13 protein-coding genes are annotated in these 17,213 nt (G+C 58.0%); 7 read left to right on the top strand and 6 right to left on the bottom strand.

Annotation, left to right across the window (positions count from 1 at the left end; genetic code table 11):
* Nucleotides 1–255 precede the first annotated feature (255 nt).
* Nucleotides 256–4,368: a hypothetical protein gene (locus tag ACVWXZ_RS05020; protein ID WP_457482233.1), complete on the top strand. Its 4,113-nt coding sequence runs from the start codon at nt 256–258 to the stop codon at nt 4,366–4,368.
* Between the two features lie 27 nt (nt 4,369–4,395).
* On the opposite strand, the gene ACVWXZ_RS05015 is transcribed toward ACVWXZ_RS05020, so the two are convergent.
* The 3 genes from ACVWXZ_RS05015 to ffh are packed head-to-tail and all read right to left on the bottom strand — an operon-like array spanning nt 4,396 to nt 7,437.
* Nucleotides 4,396–5,457, bottom strand: coding sequence for a histidinol-phosphate transaminase (locus tag ACVWXZ_RS05015; protein ID WP_457388282.1), 1,062 nt, complete (start codon nt 5,455–5,457; stop codon nt 4,396–4,398).
* Nucleotides 5,458–5,505: 48 nt separating this feature from the next.
* Nucleotides 5,506–5,964, bottom strand: a complete 459-nt coding sequence (locus ACVWXZ_RS05010) for a tRNA (cytidine(34)-2'-O)-methyltransferase (protein ID WP_414342486.1) — start codon at nt 5,962–5,964, stop codon at nt 5,506–5,508.
* A 9-nt stretch (nt 5,965–5,973) separates the two neighbouring features.
* The gene (gene ffh, locus ACVWXZ_RS05005) at nt 5,974–7,437 is read right to left on the bottom strand and encodes a signal recognition particle protein (protein ID WP_011431929.1); all 1,464 of its coding nucleotides are present in this window, start codon (nt 7,435–7,437) and stop codon (nt 5,974–5,976) included.
* 166 nt (nt 7,438–7,603) lie between these two features.
* Between ffh and ACVWXZ_RS05000 the strand changes: the two genes are divergently transcribed.
* The 6 genes from ACVWXZ_RS05000 (at nt 7,604) to darG (ending at nt 15,338) form a co-directional block, all read left to right on the top strand.
* Complete coding sequence (locus ACVWXZ_RS05000; RefSeq protein WP_457482232.1) at nt 7,604–9,052, top strand: carotenoid oxygenase family protein; 1,449 nt, start codon at nt 7,604–7,606, stop codon at nt 9,050–9,052.
* A gap of 568 nt (nt 9,053–9,620) precedes the next feature.
* Nucleotides 9,621–10,580, top strand: coding sequence for a hypothetical protein (locus ACVWXZ_RS04995; protein WP_457440525.1), 960 nt, complete (start codon nt 9,621–9,623; stop codon nt 10,578–10,580).
* Between the two features lie 82 nt (nt 10,581–10,662).
* Nucleotides 10,663–10,953, top strand: a complete 291-nt coding sequence (locus tag ACVWXZ_RS04990) for a DUF7219 family protein (RefSeq protein ID WP_414384063.1) — start codon at nt 10,663–10,665, stop codon at nt 10,951–10,953.
* A gap of 87 nt (nt 10,954–11,040) precedes the next feature.
* Entirely contained in the window at nt 11,041–12,768 is a 1,728-nt protein-coding gene (locus ACVWXZ_RS04985) for an ABC transporter permease (RefSeq protein WP_457482231.1), read from the top strand.
* A 28-nt stretch (nt 12,769–12,796) separates the two neighbouring features.
* Nucleotides 12,797–14,170 carry an ABC transporter ATP-binding protein gene (locus tag ACVWXZ_RS04980; RefSeq protein ID WP_457403251.1) on the top strand — a complete coding sequence of 458 codons (1,374 nt, stop codon included), beginning with the start codon at nt 12,797–12,799 and terminating at the stop codon, nt 14,168–14,170.
* Between the two features lie 148 nt (nt 14,171–14,318).
* A complete protein-coding gene (gene darG / locus ACVWXZ_RS04975) occupies nt 14,319–15,338 on the top strand; it encodes a type II toxin-antitoxin system antitoxin DNA ADP-ribosyl glycohydrolase DarG (RefSeq protein ID WP_457482230.1) in 1,020 nt (339 codons plus the stop codon).
* A 63-nt stretch (nt 15,339–15,401) separates the two neighbouring features.
* Here the strand turns inward: darG and ndk are convergent, their stop codons facing one another.
* The 3 genes from ndk to ACVWXZ_RS04960 all read right to left on the bottom strand — a co-directional run bounded on the left by ndk (nt 15,402) and on the right by ACVWXZ_RS04960 (nt 17,173).
* Nucleotides 15,402–15,851 carry a nucleoside-diphosphate kinase gene (gene ndk / locus ACVWXZ_RS04970; RefSeq protein WP_011431937.1) on the bottom strand — a complete coding sequence of 150 codons (450 nt, stop codon included), beginning with the start codon at nt 15,849–15,851 and terminating at the stop codon, nt 15,402–15,404.
* Between the two features lie 88 nt (nt 15,852–15,939).
* Nucleotides 15,940–16,611 (bottom strand): HupE/UreJ family protein, encoded by a 672-nt coding sequence (locus ACVWXZ_RS04965; protein ID WP_457482229.1) that lies wholly within the window; start codon nt 16,609–16,611, stop codon nt 15,940–15,942.
* Between the two features lie 49 nt (nt 16,612–16,660).
* Nucleotides 16,661–17,173: a hypothetical protein gene (locus ACVWXZ_RS04960; protein WP_414329998.1), complete on the bottom strand. Its 513-nt coding sequence runs from the start codon at nt 17,171–17,173 to the stop codon at nt 16,661–16,663.
* Between the last annotated feature and the right edge of the window lie 40 nt (nt 17,174–17,213).

Raw genomic sequence — 17,213 nt, 5'->3', positions numbered from 1 at the left:
CGCCTGAAATTCCGAAACTTAGCTGTCCTCTGGGGCCGCTAGGGATTGGGATAAAGCTCGCACCCTGCGCATAGCGCGGGTGTCGGGTAGTTTACAAAAGCTTGAATCGAGATGTTTTGTGAGTTTGCAAATGGCTACATAGGTAGTTGTGGGCTACGTGGGGATTATGAAAAAAATTAAGACTTTTAGCACAGCGGCAATTTTCGCCAGTAGCCCGGCACTAGGATAGCTTCCAAGTATACCCGGCGGGATCCCATGTATGTATATTGCCCGGAGGAGTTTCTGGGAAGCAGAACCCAGTGCAACCTAGAAGCATTGATAGAACGGCTGGAAGAGGGGGGTCGCACCCTTTTGAGCCAGTTGTTTGACGTTCGTTACCCTTACTGGAAGCGTAATCTCCGCAACAACATTCGCTTGGTGGGGGAGCTGCGCTATGTAGGCGAAGTACCCGTTCTGGTTTTGTTTGGCCTCTGGCCGAGAGGCAGTCACGAATACCGGGAGTTCTTAGACCGACGGCGAGATCCGGATTATCAAGAACGGGTGCGGAGCTGGGTGCCCGATGACCGTTTGCAGGCGTGGCTGGCGCAGCGGCACGAACCAGGGGATCCGCCAAACCATCTCCCCCCTCTGCCCGACGAGCTGTATGAATGGACACAGTTCTTGAATGCTCCCAATCCGCAGGAGCGGCTGGTGTTGGAAAGTGGGGAATGGGTTCGGCAAGTACGGGCCCTTTCTCCAGAGCAGCGGCGCCAGGCTTACCAAGCAGTATCCCGCTTGGTAATTGAAGGCAGGCTCTACTGGCAGCTCCCGCCGTTTTATCTGGAGGCAGAGGTCAAATGCTGGCAGGAGGGATCCCTGTATCTGGCCGTCAGCTTGGTGCAAGTCTGGGAGCAGCCAGGGAGATTGTTTCCATTTCTCATTGGAGTTTACGACCACGCCCCAGAGCAAAAGGAACGGTTTGAGCTGGGATGCCAAACCTGCCTCTTTGGGATGAAAGCCAAGCAGCCGGATATTCTCCAGCACCCGCAACCTTTGGAGGTATGGAAGCGGTACGCCCGTCGCGCCTACCCCGACTACATGGTGGCGGATGAGACCATTTGGTTGGAAATGCAGGAGATCACAGAGGGAAATTTGGCTTTGTCCATGGAGGAGGAAGAAATCCTGCAGAGTACATCCATGCCCCTACTGATCAACGGAAGGGCCGGGAGCGGCAAATCTCTGATGTTGTACTACCGCTTTGCCGACTATTGCAGCCACTACCTCAAAACTTCAAAACAGAGACCTCTTGAGTACCGCCCTCTCTTTTTGACCTATAGCCCCAGTTTGGTGCAGCAAGCTCGCAACAGGGTAAGTTCAATTTTGCGCATCAGCCACCGCTATCGGGAGGAGGGGTGCAGCTTCTCCACAGAGGAAATTCAGCAGTGTCAAGCTTTTTTTAGCACTTTTCAGGACTACCTGCTGAACTGCCTTCCCCCTGAGCGGCAAGAACGCTACCAACCGGATCGGTATGTCAATTTTTATCGATTTCAGAGCTGGTATTGTGGTCGCCGCGATGTAGAGCTGGCTTGGCACACCATTCGCACGCTGATCAAAGGCTATGAGGTCAGTGACTATTTGGATCCCGATAGCTACCGAGAATTGCCTGAGGCCGACCGCAGTGTGGATGAAGAAGCCTTCGAGCGGATTTACGAAGAGATTTGGCCGGGTTACCGGGATCGAACCACCCATGAGGGCTACTGGGATGACCAAGATTTGGCCAGAGATGTGCTGCAGAATGGCACTCTTAATCCTATTCATCCAGTCATTTTTTGCGATGAGGTTCAGGACTTTACCCAACTTGAGCTGAATATCATTTTTTGCTTATCTCCTTGGGGAAAATACAAGTTGGATTGGGCTATTGATCGCCTGCCCTATGCCTTTGCCGGGGATCCCTTGCAAACCATTAACCCGACGGGATTTCGTTGGGCTGCTCTGAAAAAATATCTCTACGAGCATATCCGCGCCCACTTGTTGCCGAGCCATCCCTTTGAGATTGCAGGCCCGCAGGAGCTGAGAAACAACTATCGCAGCAATCCACAAGTTACTCGTTTTAGCAATGTAGTCAACCTGTGGCGGCGAGTTCTCAGCAAGAGTCGAGAAATCTATCCCCAACAGCCCTGGCGTCCCCATGAGCAGGGCATGCCGGTTCAAAGGTTTGTGCTGGATGGTCAGGAAAGAAACTTAATCGAAGATGAGCTTAGAAAAATGCTTAGTGATCTCACAGGAACAGTCTGTATCTTACCCTGTCCTGTGGGAGAGGAGCTGAACTACGTGCGTCAGGATCCCGAACTCCAGAAGATCTTTGCCGAGGAATTGAAGCAGAATCTTAAACCACCGCTCCTGCAAACTGCTACGTCTGTTAAGGGAATGGAGTTCAAAAAAGTTATCCTCTACAAGTTTGGAAACGCCTATCGACAAAACTTTAACCGAAAGCTTAATGATTACGCCCGAGGAGCTGGGGAGGCGATATCCCTGCAACTCCATTATTTTCTCAACCAATTGTATGTCGGCATTACCCGCCCCATCGAGGCCCTGGCCATTGTGGACACCTCTGCCGGTTGGCGGGAGTTCTGGGATCCAAGCTTAGAATCCAACTCTTGGCTCGATCATCCTTCTCTGCAACCGGATCGGTCGGAATGGGAGACCGACCCACCGGTATTGGGTTACCCTGTCAAAGGCATCAATATCCAGTACTGGACCAATACAAGCTTGGAAGATCTGCAGGAGGCAGCTCTTGAGCTTCTCAGGCGCGGCATCGAGGAGGGCAACCTCAAACTTCTGGAGGATGTTCAAACTCTGGCGCGGAAGGCAAAAAAACCACCTCTAGAACAGGAATGTCAGGCCTGGCTCCTCAAGCTCCAGAGGGATTACGTTTCCGCAGGGCAAAAGTTCCTGAGCCTGGAGCAGTCTGCTTTGCCCAACAAAAATCTTAAACGAGAAGCCTGGGAGTGCTTTTGGAGAGGGAAGGCCTGGTTGGAGCTGCAGCGTAACGCCGCCTACTTTGCTGGATGTCCTGGGATCCCAGACTACAGCCCCTTGGTGGACTTGATGGTGGTGGTGCAAAAAAACTCCGCCAAGCCTGCAGAGCGCTTTCGACAGGTGGTGCGGGAGGTGGTGCGGGTGCGAGATTGGCTGAGCGTTGAAGTCAGCCCCAAAGATAGGGACTTCGTCCCGCTTACACGAACGGATTCCACCTGGAAAGAGTGTGTACAGCAATTTTTGGCAGAGCTTGAGCAAGTTCTCAACAACTTGGGAACTTTCTGCCCCCAGGAAGAGGCCCGCAGCCGGTTTTTGCAAGAGACCCTTGAGGCTTTGAAGGGACGTCTGGCCTTTCTCGGCCAGCGGCAGCCGTTCGCGAATCAGTACTACAAGATTTGGGGTATCTGTCACTTCTATCGGCAGGAATTTGAGCGGGCGGTAGAGGTTTGGGATCAGGGGGGCCAAACGGAGCATTCCCCCTACTACCGGGCCAAGATCCACCTGGAACCCCTTCCCGGCAAGGTGAGGTGGCTATCCAAAGACCGCCAAGACTCGGTGGTGCTGGACCGATGGCAAGAGGCAGGACGTCCCCTCACAGGCGAGTGGGCAGAGTACATCGGCGACGTCGTCACCAGTCTGGAGCGCTTGAAAGACTGGCCGCTGATGCTGCGAGTTCTGATCCAGTGCCGAGAGTGGGAGAAGCTCTGGAAAACGGTGCAGGCCCATCCTCAGGCGTGGCAGCGGGGACATGACTACGAGCTGGTGGCTGCCATGGCCCGGGATATCCGGACCAACTGGGAAGACTTAAGGCGCAAATCCCCTGGGCTGCGAGATTTTCTGCAGGAAGTGGTTACCAGCACACAGATGGAGCGGGCCTGGTGGCTACAGCCCCTGGAGGTAGGCTTGGCTTGTGAGCGATTGGGCCACTACCGAGACACGCTCAGGTTTTACGAGCGCTTCACCGAAAGCAGAACCGGCAGGCTGACCAGGCAGCAACGCTCTCAAATTCGGCAGCGCTGGCTGGTGACCCACCAAAGGTATCAAGAGGTTCTCCAAGCGGAGGGGCGCCCAACAGATCGTTTGGCGGAGGAGTTTCGACAGGCTCAAGAGCGTTGGAGGGAGCAGCTGCCCCAGGCAGAACCTGAGCTGGACGAACGGGATCCCTGGGCGCTTGACTTTGTGGAGCACCCCAGCCCTGTCCAAAGTTGGCTGCTGCAGCGGGCCCAAACCGACACCCAGAGCCGACTCAGAGCGGAAATCGCCCAGGCGCTGGAGCATCTGGACGAACGACACTTGCAGCAGGTGCACAGCTTGATCCAGCGCTTTTCGCGCGCCGACCCATCCACCTAGGCTGGCTCCGAACGCAGGCCGGGAGGCCTATTGCAGGATTTGGCGCAGGCGCTCCAAGGCCCGTCGGTTCTCTTCAGGGGTGCCCACCGTCAGACGCAGCCCCCCACCCGTGTAGCGCACACCAGTCCCCAGCTCCTGCCAGGCCCGCTGCAGCTCTTGGGGATCCCAGCCGGCCACCCGGAAGTAGAGGAAGTTGGCTTGGCTGGGCCACACCCGCACCCCTGGCAGCTCCTGCAGAGCTTGATAAAGGGCTTCCCGCTCCTGACAAATTAGCGTCACGTCGGCCAAAAGCTCCTCGGCATGCTCCAAAGCCATCTGAACCGCCCACTGAGAAAGGGCCGTGAGGTTGTAGGGCAGGCGGATCCCATCCAACACTTGCATAAGCTGTGGATGACCCACAGCATAGCCCACCCGGTGGGCCGCCAGGCGAAAGGCTTTGGAGAAGGTGCGCAAGATTACCCAGTTGGGATGCTCCGCCAATTTGGGCAGGGCTGTGTGCCGGCTGAACTCAAAATAGGCCTCATCCAAAATCACCAGAATCTCTTCGGGCAGCCCTTCCACCCACTCCCACTCTGCAGCCGTCAGGCCATTCCCCGTCGGCGAGTTGGGATCCACCAGGCACACCACCCGAATCGGATGCTCCCTCAAGGCCTGTTGACAGCGCTCCAGATCCAGAGCAAACGTCTCCGGGTCGCGGGGAACCCGCACCACCGGGATCCCCAGGCTCTGGGCCAGGATGGCGTACATGGAGAAGGTGGGCTCTGCCACCAAAATGCCGCCCCGCCCGCCCAGACAGGTGGCAATCAGCAGGGAGCGGATCAGCTCATCCGACCCATTGCCCAGGCTGATCTGCTCTGGCTCCGCTCCGGCATAGGCGGCGATGGCCTGCTTCAGGCCCCGGTGGTGGGCATCGGGATAGCGGTTGCTGGGGATCCCCTTTTCCCAAAGGAGGGAGAGCTTCTGCTTAAAGCCCGCCGGCCAATCGAGGGGGAACTCATTGGCATCCAGCTTGTCGGCAGCCGGGGCTGGCACAGCGTCGTAGGGCTTGAGGTGAAGCAAATCGGGGCGCAGATACTGCAGAGCACACATCTTCCTGACGGGGAGAAGTAGCTATTATATCAGGGCCAACCCGACCACTTATTCTTTTGTCAGGGATCCCTGCTGACGTAGCGCCTCAAAAAGGGCAATCGCTACGGCATTGCTGAGGTTCAGGCTGCGCACCGGCCCCCGCAGTGGGATGCGCACGCTGGGATAGGTTTCCAAAAACATGGGATCCAACCCCCGGCTTTCGCTGCCGAACACCAACCAGTCTCCCGGCTGATAGGTTACTTCCGTATAGAGGGCTTTGCCGCGCACACTAAAACACCAGAACCGGGCCTCAGGGTGGGCCTGCACCAGAGCAGACCAAGAGGGGTAGCGATACAGTTGGACATGCTGCCAATAGTCCAGCCCCGCCCGCTTGAGGTAGCGATCCGAAAGGCGAAACCCCAGAGGATCCACCAGATGGAGAGGGGTATCGGTGGCTGCACAGGTGCGGGCGATATTCCCCGTGTTGGCCGGGATCTCTGGGGCAACCAAAACAACGTGGAAGGGCATAATCCTATCCTACTTGCCCCCAAATCCGCGGTTGCCGCCCCCTTTTTTACCCCCACCTTTGCCCGGCTTGCGGCTGGGCTGTTGCCGAGAGGGAGAGGCCGTTGAACGTCCGCGCCAACTGGGATCCCCGCCGGGAAGAGAGGTACGCCCACCCCCCCAACCCATACCGGGAAAACCGCCACCCATGCCCATGTTGCGCATCATGTCGCGCATGCGTTGAAAATCACTGACCAGTCGGCTGACATCCTCCAGCTTGTGGCCAGATCCGCGGGCCACCCGTCGTTTGCGGCTGACGCTGCGGGCCAACAGATCCGGGTTGCGCCGCTCTTCGGGGGTCATGGAGTTGATCATGGCTTCGGCGCGGGCCAGTTGGTCTTGTCCCTTTTGCAGTTGTTCCTCGCTGATTTTGCCCATCCCCGGCATCAGTCTCAGCAGCCCTGCCAGGGATCCCATGCGTTTGATCAGGCGCATCTGCTTGAGGAAATCGGTGAAATCAAACTGGGCGGTCATCATCTTCTCCGCCATGCTGGCGGCATCTCCCAGGTCGATTTCCTCTTGAGCTTTTTCCACCAAGCTGAGGATATCCCCCATCCCCAGAATGCGGGAGGCCATGCGATCCGGGTAGAAGGGATCCAGCGCTTCCACCTTTTCGCCAACACCGATGAACTTGATGGGCTGACCGGACACTTGGCGAATGGAAAGGGCGGCCCCACCGCGGGTGTCCCCATCCAGCTTGGTGAGAATGGCCCCAGTGATGCCCAAGCGCTCGTGGAAGGCTCGGGTAAGGCTGGCTGCCTCTTGGCCGATCATGGCATCCACCACCAGCAGGATCTCGTGGGGCTGCACCGCCGCCTTGATCCGCTCCAGCTCCGCCATCATCTCCAGGTCAATCTGCAGGCGACCGGCAGTGTCCAAAATCACGTAGTCGTAGCCCTGCTGCCGGGCCGTCTCCACCCCCTGCCGGGCAATCTCGACGGGATCTGCTTTGCCCAGGTCGAAAACGGGGATCTGAATTTGCTGGCCCAGCGTCTTGAGCTGGTCGATGGCCGCCGGACGGTAGATGTCTCCGGCCACCATGAGAGACTTCTTGCCCTGCTTGCGCAAATACAGAGCCAACTTGGCGCAGGTGGTGGTTTTCCCGGATCCCTGCAAACCGGCCATGAGGACAATGGTGGGAGGCTGCTCCGCTTGGGCAATGGGCACGTTGGCTTCCCCCATCACTTTCACCAGCTCGTCGTGGACGATCTTGATGAACTGCTGATCCGGCGTCACCCCCAGGATGACCTCGGATCCCAGGGCAGCTTCCCGCACATCCTCGATGAACTGCTTCACCACCTGCAAGTTGACATCCGCATCCAGCAGGGCTCGCCGCACCTCCCGCAGAGCTTCTTGAATGTTGGTTTCGGTGATCTTGTCCTGGCCGCGCAGCTTTCTCCAGGCCAATTCCAACTTCTCGGAGAGGGCATCAAACATGGGTACTGTGGATCCTGTCAGGCGCTTTGGGGGCATTTTCTACCATAGTCCAGTTGGCGGGACTCCATCTTGGGGATCCCCACCCAGGAGACCATCCCGGCCCAGAAAAACTGGCGACTTCACAAAAGTTTAAGCAACAATAGAGGGCGTTGCATGCAGATCTTCCATGGTCAGCGTCGCTTCCCTTCCCTACAGCACCACCGACTGGCAATTGGGCTATCGCTCCCTATCCCAGGAGTACGACTATTGGATTACGGAGATCGAAGGACGGATCCCGGCAGGGTTGCGGGGAACCCTGTTTCGCAACGGCCCGGGCAAGCTGGAGGCGGGATCCCAGCGCTACGGACACCCGTTCGATGGCGACGGCATGGTCTGCGCCATCACCTTTGTGGAGGGGAAGGTTCATTTTCGCAACCGGTTTGTGCGCACCCGCGAGTTTGAAGCAGAGGAAAAAGCCGGTCGGGTGCTTTACCGAGGGGTGTTTGGCACCCAAAAGCCGGGCGGCTGGTGGAGCAACTTTCTCGACTTGCGGTTCAAAAATCCCGCCAACACCAACGTCATCTACCAGGGAGACAAGCTGCTGGCCCTGTGGGAGGCCAGTGCCCCTTACCGGCTGAACCCGGCCACCTTGGCCACCGAGGGGATCGAAACGTTTGCAGGAGGGATCTCGGCCAGCCAGCCTTTCACTGCCCATCCCCGGCGGGATCCCCACACGGGAGATCTCATCGCCTTTGGGGTGCGGGCTGCCCAGAACTCCACGTTGCTGTTTTATCGTCTGGACTCGCGCGGGCGCTTGGTGGAAAAGCGGGATTACCGCCTGCCCGGTTTTGCCTTCCTGCACGATTTTGTCTGGACACCCCGCTACCGTATCTTTTTCCAAAATCCCTTGGCTTTCAACCCCCTGCCGTTTGTGTTGGGCTGGCAACCGGCGGGCACCTGTTTGACCTTGAAACCGGGGGAGCCGACCCGCATCTGGCTCTTTCCCCAGGGCGATAAGCCGCTGCAACTGGAAGCGGAGCCGGGGTTTGTTTTCCATTTTGTCAACGGCTACGAAGTCGGGGATCGGGTTGTGGTGGATGCCGTCCTCTATGAGAGCTACCCTGCCCTGGAGCCGGATGCCGATTACCTGCAGATTGACTTTGCCCAGATTCCGGCGGGCAAGCTGTGGCGGTTCTATCTGGATCCCAAGGGGGGCAGCGTGAAGCGGGAACTGCTGCTGGATCGCTCGGTGGAGTTTCCGGCCATCCACCCGGCTCGAATGGGGGGATCCCACCGCTACATCTACATCGGGGCCACCCATGCTCCTGGCCCCAATGCTCCTCTGCAAGCCATCCTCAAGCTGGATACCGCCACAGGCCGCACACAGCAGTACAGCTTTGCCCCCCGCGGCTTTGTGGGAGAACCGGTGTTCATCCCCGATCCAGAAGGTCAGGGCGAAGAGGCAGGGTGGATCGTGACGGTGGTTTTTGATGCGGCCAGCCAGCGCTCTCAAGTGGTGATCCTAGAAGCAGCCGATCTGACAGCCGGCCCGGTTGCGCGGATCCCATTGCGGCACCACATTCCCTATGGCCTACACGGCAGTTTTACTCCCCAGGTGTGGGTAACGCCTGCCTAAGCGATGAGCTTCAAGATGGCTGAATGGATCCCCTTGGCTGAGGGAATGCAATCCAGCCCTTAGAGAGCCCTGGGGATCGGCCAGTTGGATCCCGGCTGTGCAAAAACACCTCCAGTCAGCGTTGCCGGAAAAAACTACAGGTACTCTATTCGTTTCAGCTTAGGGTGAGACGCCTGGGCTACTGAGAAAAGCCTTCTGGCTCTGCACCTTCAATGTTTTGGGTGTGAGTATAATGTCCTAGTTCGAATCGAAATGACCATAAAGATGAAATGGTTCTGTCTGGGGGATAAACATTCTGCGGCCTGAGAACCATTCCCTTGGAACAGTTGCTAGTATTGGCTACACGTCGGCTACAGTGTTGACAACTGCTGGCTCCCCAGTTCCCGACGAGGGCACCTGCTGGGAGTTTGTCAATGGAAGCAGGATGGAAAGACGCTGTTGGGCGTTGTTAGGCTAGTGAATGGTGTGTTGAGCAGGTCTTGGGTCAAGAGCAAAGTTATGGCCTGTTTTTGCAACGGTAAATGTCTGCCGCCGAGCATTCTGAATTGACAGCAACGGAACCGTCACAATGTCCTCCGATCTGAGACCTCCCTTTCGACCGGTACGGCCCCCCAGACCCAGCTCAACGGGTGAGGCCAAGGGATCCCTGTCATCAGCGAAAGCTCAGGATCCTGCGGCAGCTCCTGGTGCTGTTCGCGACAGCGGGACGGAGTCCTTGCAGCCTGTTGTCAGTACCACTGCTAGCTTGGAAGAAAAGAAAGAGCGAGTCTGTTTGGAACCCATCCCGCCGCCTGGGGAGAAGATGCAATACCGAGCCATCGGCCTCATCGAAGGGCAATACATTCCCTCCCCAGAGCATTTTACCCGCGGGGTTTTGCGCACCTCGGATGGCCTGGATCTCAATGCCGTATTGCTGGGCCGGGTGATGAGCCTGGTACGGAAGCACCTGAAGCCGGAACGCAACTATCTGTGGGTGGTTTATCCTCGCACCCGCGACAAAACCGAAGATCTGCACGTGCAGTTGCTGGGGGTGTGGGCCCCAGAAGAAATGGGGCGAACTCTCCCCGAGGGATCCCGTCCGACGGTGGTGCCGGATTGGTTTTCCATCCGGGGCGAGGTCGTTTTTCAATCGCAGGAGAAAGGATTCATCATTGTCAAGATCCGTCAATCGGGCAAAAAAGCTTCCGCCAACTCTCCCTCTCAGCGAGTCCAGAAGGATGGAACTGCAGCCTCCAAGCCCCAAGCCTTCAAATTGCGCCTGATTGGATCCCTGCCGGGCAAAGGGGTAGGCAATTTCTGGGATCTGCAGGTGCGCCGCCGCGGATCCCTGCTCTATGTGGAGGCGGGCACTCCCATCGGCCCTGTGCTCAAAACGCCGCCGCGCCCACGCCTGAAGCGTTCAACCCCCCGACTCCAGAAGGGCCCTCTCCCCCCGCCGCGAGGGCAGCAGCCCATTTCCAATCCACAAGTGTATCCGCCGCGGGATCCCGCAAAAGTACCCAAGCCGGTTAAGAGAAAACGCCCATAAACTGGGCTAGTAGATCCTGCTTTAATGGAGCTTTTCATGTTGACCTTCTTGTTGTGAACCATTCTTTTACCCTGGTTAGGCCGTGGCAGAACCAACTCCTCCCAACAAACCTCCCAACAAAGATGAATTCATTTCGCCTCGCTATCCCTACTGGGGCGAAGTGAAGCCGCAGAACCTAGTTTTTGATGCCAACCTGCAGGAATTTAGCAATAAAGTGTCCTTGATTTGTAGCTTGGAAACCGGGGGCAAAATTACCCCGGAAGAAGCCTACCGGCAAATCAAAGAGCTGTGGAAACAACTCAAGCAGACCAAAAAAGCCATCTTGGACAATCCCCAGTGGAAGGAATCTCCCCCTGAGTTGCCAGAAGAGTAGCCGCCTGGATCCGGGAGCTCGCAACTCCTCCCGGATCAACCGCAAACGGTGTACACTGGGCGCGGATGCCGGGCTTGGTCAGGGAAGATGAGGACTTTTCCTTCGCCGGAGGCGCTGCGTCGGCTGCCAGCGGAGGCTGCGGATGGGGCCATCATTCTGGGCACGTTGGTTCTCCTGGCCTTGGTGGCGCAGGTGGGAGTGGGGGCTTTTGAGCGGTTTCAGCCTCCGGCGGTGGTGCCCCGGATCGACTTGGATCCGCGCAACCTGCCCTACTACGCCGCCCGCTCCACCTTGCGCATGTTCCTCGCCTTGCCCTTTTCCACCCTTTTTACCTTGGTCTATGGCTACATTGCTGCCAAAAGCCGCTGGGCCGAGCGCATTTTGATCCCCCTGTTGGATATCTTGCAATCGGTGCCGGTGTTGGGGTTTCTCTCCATTACCGTCACCGGCTTTATTGCCCTTTTTCCCGGCAGCTTGCTGGGGTTGGAGGCGGCTTCTATCTTTGCCATCTTCACCAGCCAGGTCTGGAACATGACCTTTTCCTTCTACCAATCCCTGCGCACGCTGCCTCAAGAGTTGGTGGAAGCCGCTACCTTGTATCGCCTGTCGGGGTGGCAGCGCTTTACCCAGTTGGAAGTGCCGGCGGCAATGGTGGGCCTCATCTGGAACGCCATGATGAGCTTTGGCGGAGGGTGGTTCTTTGTGGCAGCCAGCGAAGCCATCAGCGTGCTCAACCAGGAATACACGCTGCCGGGGCTGGGATCCTATGTGGAAGCGGCCGTCCAGGCGGAGGATCTGCCCAAGCTGGGCTGGGCGCTCCTGACCATGGCCGGGGTGATCCTGCTGGTGGATCAGCTCTTCTGGCGACCTTTGGTGGCTTGGTCGGATAAGTTTCGCCTGGAACAGAGCAGCGGGGCTGCTGCCCCCGAATCCTGGCTGTACGATCTGCTGACCATGGCGCGGATCCCGCGGCTGATCGGCAGTTGGCTGTCCCCCTTGGCAGAGTTGGTGGATCGGCTGTTGTCCCACTTAACTCGCCCCCGTTGGGTGGATCCCCTTAGTCCTGAGGCCGAGCGACGCCGCGAGCGGCTGCTAACCCAGCTTTCCTGGGCAGCTATTGGCGGCATTGGGATTTGGATTGTTTATTTTGTGGCCACCACTGTGGGCTTTGGGGAGGTGGTGCTGACCTTCGGGCTAGGGATCCTCACCTTGCTGCGGGTTAGCGTGTTGCTGGTGTTCGCCACGGTGATCTGGACTCCCATTGGGGTGGCCATTGGCTTTAATCCAAAACTGGCGAAACTGCTGCAGCCGGTGGTGCAATTTCTGGCAGCTTTCCCGGCCAATTTCCTTTTTCCCTTTGCCACGTTGTTTTTTATCCGCGCCCAGATCAGCATTGAGTGGGGCAGCATTTTGCTCATGTCGTTGGGGGCACAGTGGTACATCCTTTTCAACTCCATTGCCGGCGCCCAGAGCATCCCCACAGACTTGCGAGAAATGGCTGTGGATGTGGGCTTACGAGGATGGCAGCGCTGGCGAAAGCTGATCATTCCAGGGATCTTTTCCGCCTGGGTCACCGGGGGAATCACGGCCAGCGGCGGCGCTTGGAACGCCAGCATTGTCTCGGAGATTGTGGCCTGGGGATCCACCACCCTCAAGGCTACAGGATTGGGCACCTACATTGCTGAGGCAACGGCGGTGGGAGACTGGCCCCGCATTACCTTGGGCATTGGCATGATGAGCTTGTTTGTGGTGGGCCTTAACCGCCTCTTCTGGCGACGGCTGTATCAGTTGGCGGAAGAAAAGTATCACCTTTAGTCTTTTCAGTTTCTGAGGTAATCTCTCTATGAGCTCTGCAGCTTCCCCCGTTTTAATTGAGGCTGAGAAAGTCTACAAGCGCTTTCCTTTGCCAGAGGGCAAGGGGGAGTTTACCGTTTTAAGCCAAATTGATTTGCAAGTGCGGGCAGGGGAGGTCTTGGCTCTGCTGGGCCGTAGCGGCAGTGGCAAAAGCACCCTTTTGCGCATCATGGCGGGCCTGATCCCCCCCAGTCAAGGGCGGGTGCTGAGTAACGGCCAGCCTCTACGTGGGCCTAACCCCGATGTGGCGATGGTGTTTCAGAGCTTTGCTCTCCTACCCTGGCTGACCGTGCAAGAAAATGTGGAGCTGGGGCTGCAAGCCCGAGGGATCCCCCGCGAGATCCGCCGGCAAACGGCCCTGAAGGCCATTGACTTGGTGGGCTTGGATGGGTTTGAGAACGCTTACCCCAAGGAGCTTTCGGGGGGGATGAAGCAGCGGGTGGGCTTTGCCCGCGCCTTTGTCCTAGAGCCCAAGGTGCTGTTTATGGATGAGCCTTTTAGCGCTTTGGACGTGCTGACGGCGGAAAACCTGCGGGGGGAAATTGATGAGCTGTGGAATGCGCAAGCCTTCTCTTCCCAAAGCATCCTCATCGTTACCCACAACATCGAAGAGGCGGTGTTTTTAGCGGATCGGGTGGTGATTCTGGGATCCAACCCGGGGCGGATCCGGGGGGAGGTGAGAATTGACCTGCCGCGGCCCCACAAGCGCACGGATCCCCGCTTCAAGTCCTTGGTGGACTACATCTACGAGATCATGACCAACCCCGAAATCGCTATTACGGGAGAGGTGGCCCTGCCTGCTCCGGTCGGTGATAAGGCGGCTTCCCCCTATGCCTTGCCTCTGCCCCATGCGCGGGTAGGCGGGATCAGCGGCCTTTTGGAACTGCTCGTGGAGTGGCCACAAGGGCGGGCAGAGATTTCTAACCTGGCTGAACGGCTGCAACTGGCCGTGGACGACCTGCTGCCTATTTTGGATGCGGCGGTACTGTTGGGGTTTGCCGAGGTGACCGGCAGAGTGGTGCAACTGACCGAAATTGGCCAGGACTTTGCCAACACCACCATCCTGCGCAGCAAGGATCTCTTCCGACAACAGCTATTGGCACGGGTGCCCGTGTTCCGCAGCATCTTGCAGACCCTGGAAGAAAAAGGCAGCCGCTCCATGCGAGCGGACTTCTTCTTGAATCTTTGGGACGAACACTTCCCCCACGCTGAAGCCGAACGGCAGTTTGCCACCGCCATTGACTGGGGACGCTATGCGGAGCTATTTGAGTATGACGCCTCGGAAGAACGTCTCTATCTGCCCGAGCCAAGCGAGAGCTCCACTGCTCAAAAGCCTGTCGGTCTTGACTCTCGTTCCGAGTGAAGCGCATCTGGCTCTGCCTTTTTCAAAGCTGCATCGTAGAGCGGAGGTATGGCGCCAATTCCAGAAAGTCCCAAAATCTACCACATTACCCATGTAGACAACTTGCAAGGGATTTTGACATACCCCCCCGCTTTTAGGCAGGGGATTCTTGTTACTGGTTCTGCGACAGCACTTGAAATCATGGCCTGGGAACTTCAAGGCCTATGCCGCAGCCTGCCGGCGGGGGGAAGTCCAACCGGGCAAAATGTTCGTTTTCGAGACCGGAAACCTGACCAATCCGCGCTACATCATCAATTTCCCCACAAAACGCCACTGGCGGGGGAAGTCGCGGATCGAGGATATAGAAGCTGGGCTGAAGTCCCTTGCCGAGGAGATCAGGCATCTTGGTCTGCGCTCAGTCGCTTTGCCACCCCTAGGCTGCGGCCTCGGGGGTCTTCATTGGCCCGATGTGCGCTCCCGCATCGAGCAGGCGCTAGCAGAACTTCCCGACGTCCACATCCTTGTCTTTGAGCCCACCGGGCCTCAGCCTTTACCGAAGAGCATGCGCCGCGGCCAGATCCCTTCCTTGACGCCGGGAAGAGCGGTGCTGGTGGGCCTTATGGAGCGCTATGTAAACGGTCTACTTGTTCCGTTTGTCTCTTTGCTTGAGCTGCACAAGCTGATGTACTTCCTGCAGGAAGCCGGGGAGCCGCTTCGCCTGCGATTTACAAAGGGCGTTCATGGACCCTACGCCGAGAACTTGCGGCATGTTCTCAAAGAAATCGAGGGATATTACATCTCTGGGTACTCTGGGTACGGCTCGGGCGGTGATCGACCAGACAAGAAGCTGGAACTGGTGCCCGGTGCTGTCGAGGAAGCCCATAGATATCTCGCTGGACAGCCAGAGACGAGAGAACGCTTTGAGCGTGTCAGCGACCTCGTGGAGGGCTTTGAGTCGCCCTATGGTCTAGAATTGCTGGCTACTGTCCACTGGATCGTGACTCGTGGGCACCCTTCTACGACGGCAGAGTTGGTGGAAAGCTTCTACGCCTGGGGAGATAGAAAACAACAATTCAGTAGCAAACAGATCCTGCTTGCCGCTCGAGTTTTGGCAGAGAAGGGGTGGTTCAAGGCACTTCCAACAGAGCCGCTTGCGGCCAGCCGAAGCCAGTTCGAAACACGGCCCTAGCGCTCTGCACTACTTCCGGTCTGGAACCTGCGAACACGACTACCCCTTGCCTGCAGCAAGTACCTACTCATAAATCCAGCTTTGGGCAACCGGTGTCCAGCTCACCAATTCCGACTCATCGAACCAAAGGGCGATCTCCCGCTGCGCGGTTTCAACTCCATCGGAGCCGTGAATGAGGTTGCGGCCAATGTCGATGCCAAAATCGCCGCGAATGGTGCCCGGTTCTGCCTCCAGGGGGTTGGTCTTGCCGATGAGCTTACGGGCGGCAGCAATCACCCCTTTGCCCTGCCAGACCATAGCCACCACCGGCCCCGAGGTAATGAACTTCACCAAACTGTGGAAGAAGGGGCGCTCCTTGTGTTCGGCGTAATGGGCTTCCGCCAGCTCTTGGCTCACTTGCACCAGCTTCAGGCCCACCAATTGGTAGCCCCGGCTCTCCAGGCGCTGGATGATGGTGCCCACCAGCCCCCGCTGCACGCCGTCTGGCTTGATGGCAATAAAGGTGCGCTCCATGGGATCTCCCCTCGTTTTACAGATCTTCACCGCTATCCTTGTACCGGATCGGGGATCCCCAGTGCAAGGGATCCGAGCAGGAGCGCCTTCAAGAGCCCACCACTGCCAAGGTCAGGAAGGCAGCCCCCACCACTGTAATCGCCCAGCCGGCCCAGCGAGTTAAGCCAGGGATCCGCAACCCCCAGCGTTCTGCTGCCCAAAGGGCCAGGAGAGCTACCCCATACTGGACGGTGCTCAACCCCAGTAGATATCCCACCCAAGGCATGGGTTGGGCGCCGATAATGGTTTCGGCGTAGGCATAGCCATGGAATAGCCCCGCCAGGGATCCCCCTATTAGCAAGAGCCAACTTGGGATCTGCCGCGGTTGCACCAGCAGCAAGCCGAAGAGAACCACGGAAGAGGCAATGGCCAGCTCCGTCAGTCCCAGGGGATCCCAGCCGGCCAGGTGGATCCCAGTGCCCACCAGACCCGCTAGCACAAAGCCCAGCGGGATCCCGTAGCGCCAGGGCTGCCCCGCCGCCACAAGACCGATGGCCACGACGAAGGCCAGGTGATCCAAGCCAATGACAGGGTGAGCCAGCCCGGAGAGAAATCCCTCCCAGGCCGTTGCAGGCAGTTTCCCTCCTAGGGCGTGGTGGGCAAAAGCCGGCGAAAAAAACCCCGTAACTGCCAGGGCGCCCCCAACAGCGGCAAAGCTGGGGATCCCTTCCTTCCGCCACCGCCCAAGCGGCGATGGGACTTGCTGCCACAGCCAAGACATGCTTTTGGACCTCCCTGAGTTCTCTCAATAGCTGCCCAGATCTCCCAGTCTAGGGGCGCTCTCTGTACCCTTGCAGATTTTCCGGCTCAAACTGGCGCAAAATCCGCGTGGCTTCGCGGAGGCGGGTTTCGTTCTCTTCTTCCACAATGAGCACGTACTTGCCCGCAGCGAGGCGGTTGCGGTAAGCCAAAGCATCGCCGGAGCCACCAGACAAGCCCACTCCGCCGCCGACGAAAAAGCTGCCCATGGCCCCGCCCATCGCGCCCAATAGGCCGCCGATCAGGTGGTTGCCTATAGGTCCCGCCCAGGCAAAGGTATCCAAACCACTCAAAACGCTGAACCCCACCCCGGCCAAAAAGCCAAAGGGCACCAACCAAATGGCCAAACGCTGCATCTGACGGCGGGCGGCTCGGGCCGGATCGATCAGCCCAAACTCGTCGGCGGTTTTGTAGCCCCGCCCCAGTAGGTGCAATCGCTCCAGGGAAAAGCCGGCTTGTTCCAGGGCGCTGTAGGCCGCCTCAGCGGCTATGCGATCCGGCAGTACCGCGATTAAATAGCTCATGGATGCGGGGATCCAATCCGTTCCACATCTTATTGTCTGC

The sequence above is a fragment of the Thermostichus sp. MS-CIW-38 genome, from assembly GCF_054058415.1.
This window is presented reverse-complemented; position numbering and strand designations above follow the sequence as displayed.

Excerpts from the sequence above, each read along its gene's own strand:
- ACVWXZ_RS04985 (WP_457482231.1), top strand. The coding sequence starts at position 11,041 with ATGAGGACTTTTCCTTCGCCGGAGGCGCTGCGTCGGCTGCCAGCGGAG.
- ACVWXZ_RS04965 (WP_457482229.1), bottom strand. The coding sequence starts at position 16,611 with ATGTCTTGGCTGTGGCAGCAAGTCCCATCGCCGCTTGGGCGGTGGCGG.
- ACVWXZ_RS04980 (WP_457403251.1), top strand. The coding sequence starts at position 12,797 with ATGAGCTCTGCAGCTTCCCCCGTTTTAATTGAGGCTGAGAAAGTCTAC.
- ACVWXZ_RS04995 (WP_457440525.1), top strand. The coding sequence starts at position 9,621 with ATGTCCTCCGATCTGAGACCTCCCTTTCGACCGGTACGGCCCCCCAGA.
- ACVWXZ_RS05015 (WP_457388282.1), bottom strand. The coding sequence starts at position 5,457 with ATGTGTGCTCTGCAGTATCTGCGCCCCGATTTGCTTCACCTCAAGCCC.
- ndk (WP_011431937.1), bottom strand. The coding sequence starts at position 15,851 with ATGGAGCGCACCTTTATTGCCATCAAGCCAGACGGCGTGCAGCGGGGG.
- ACVWXZ_RS05010 (WP_414342486.1), bottom strand. The coding sequence starts at position 5,964 with ATGCCCTTCCACGTTGTTTTGGTTGCCCCAGAGATCCCGGCCAACACG.
- ACVWXZ_RS05000 (WP_457482232.1), top strand. The coding sequence starts at position 7,604 with ATGGTCAGCGTCGCTTCCCTTCCCTACAGCACCACCGACTGGCAATTG.
- ACVWXZ_RS04960 (WP_414329998.1), bottom strand. The coding sequence starts at position 17,173 with ATGAGCTATTTAATCGCGGTACTGCCGGATCGCATAGCCGCTGAGGCG.
- ffh (WP_011431929.1), bottom strand. The coding sequence starts at position 7,437 with ATGTTTGATGCCCTCTCCGAGAAGTTGGAATTGGCCTGGAGAAAGCTG.
- ACVWXZ_RS05020 (WP_457482233.1), top strand. The coding sequence starts at position 256 with ATGTATGTATATTGCCCGGAGGAGTTTCTGGGAAGCAGAACCCAGTGC.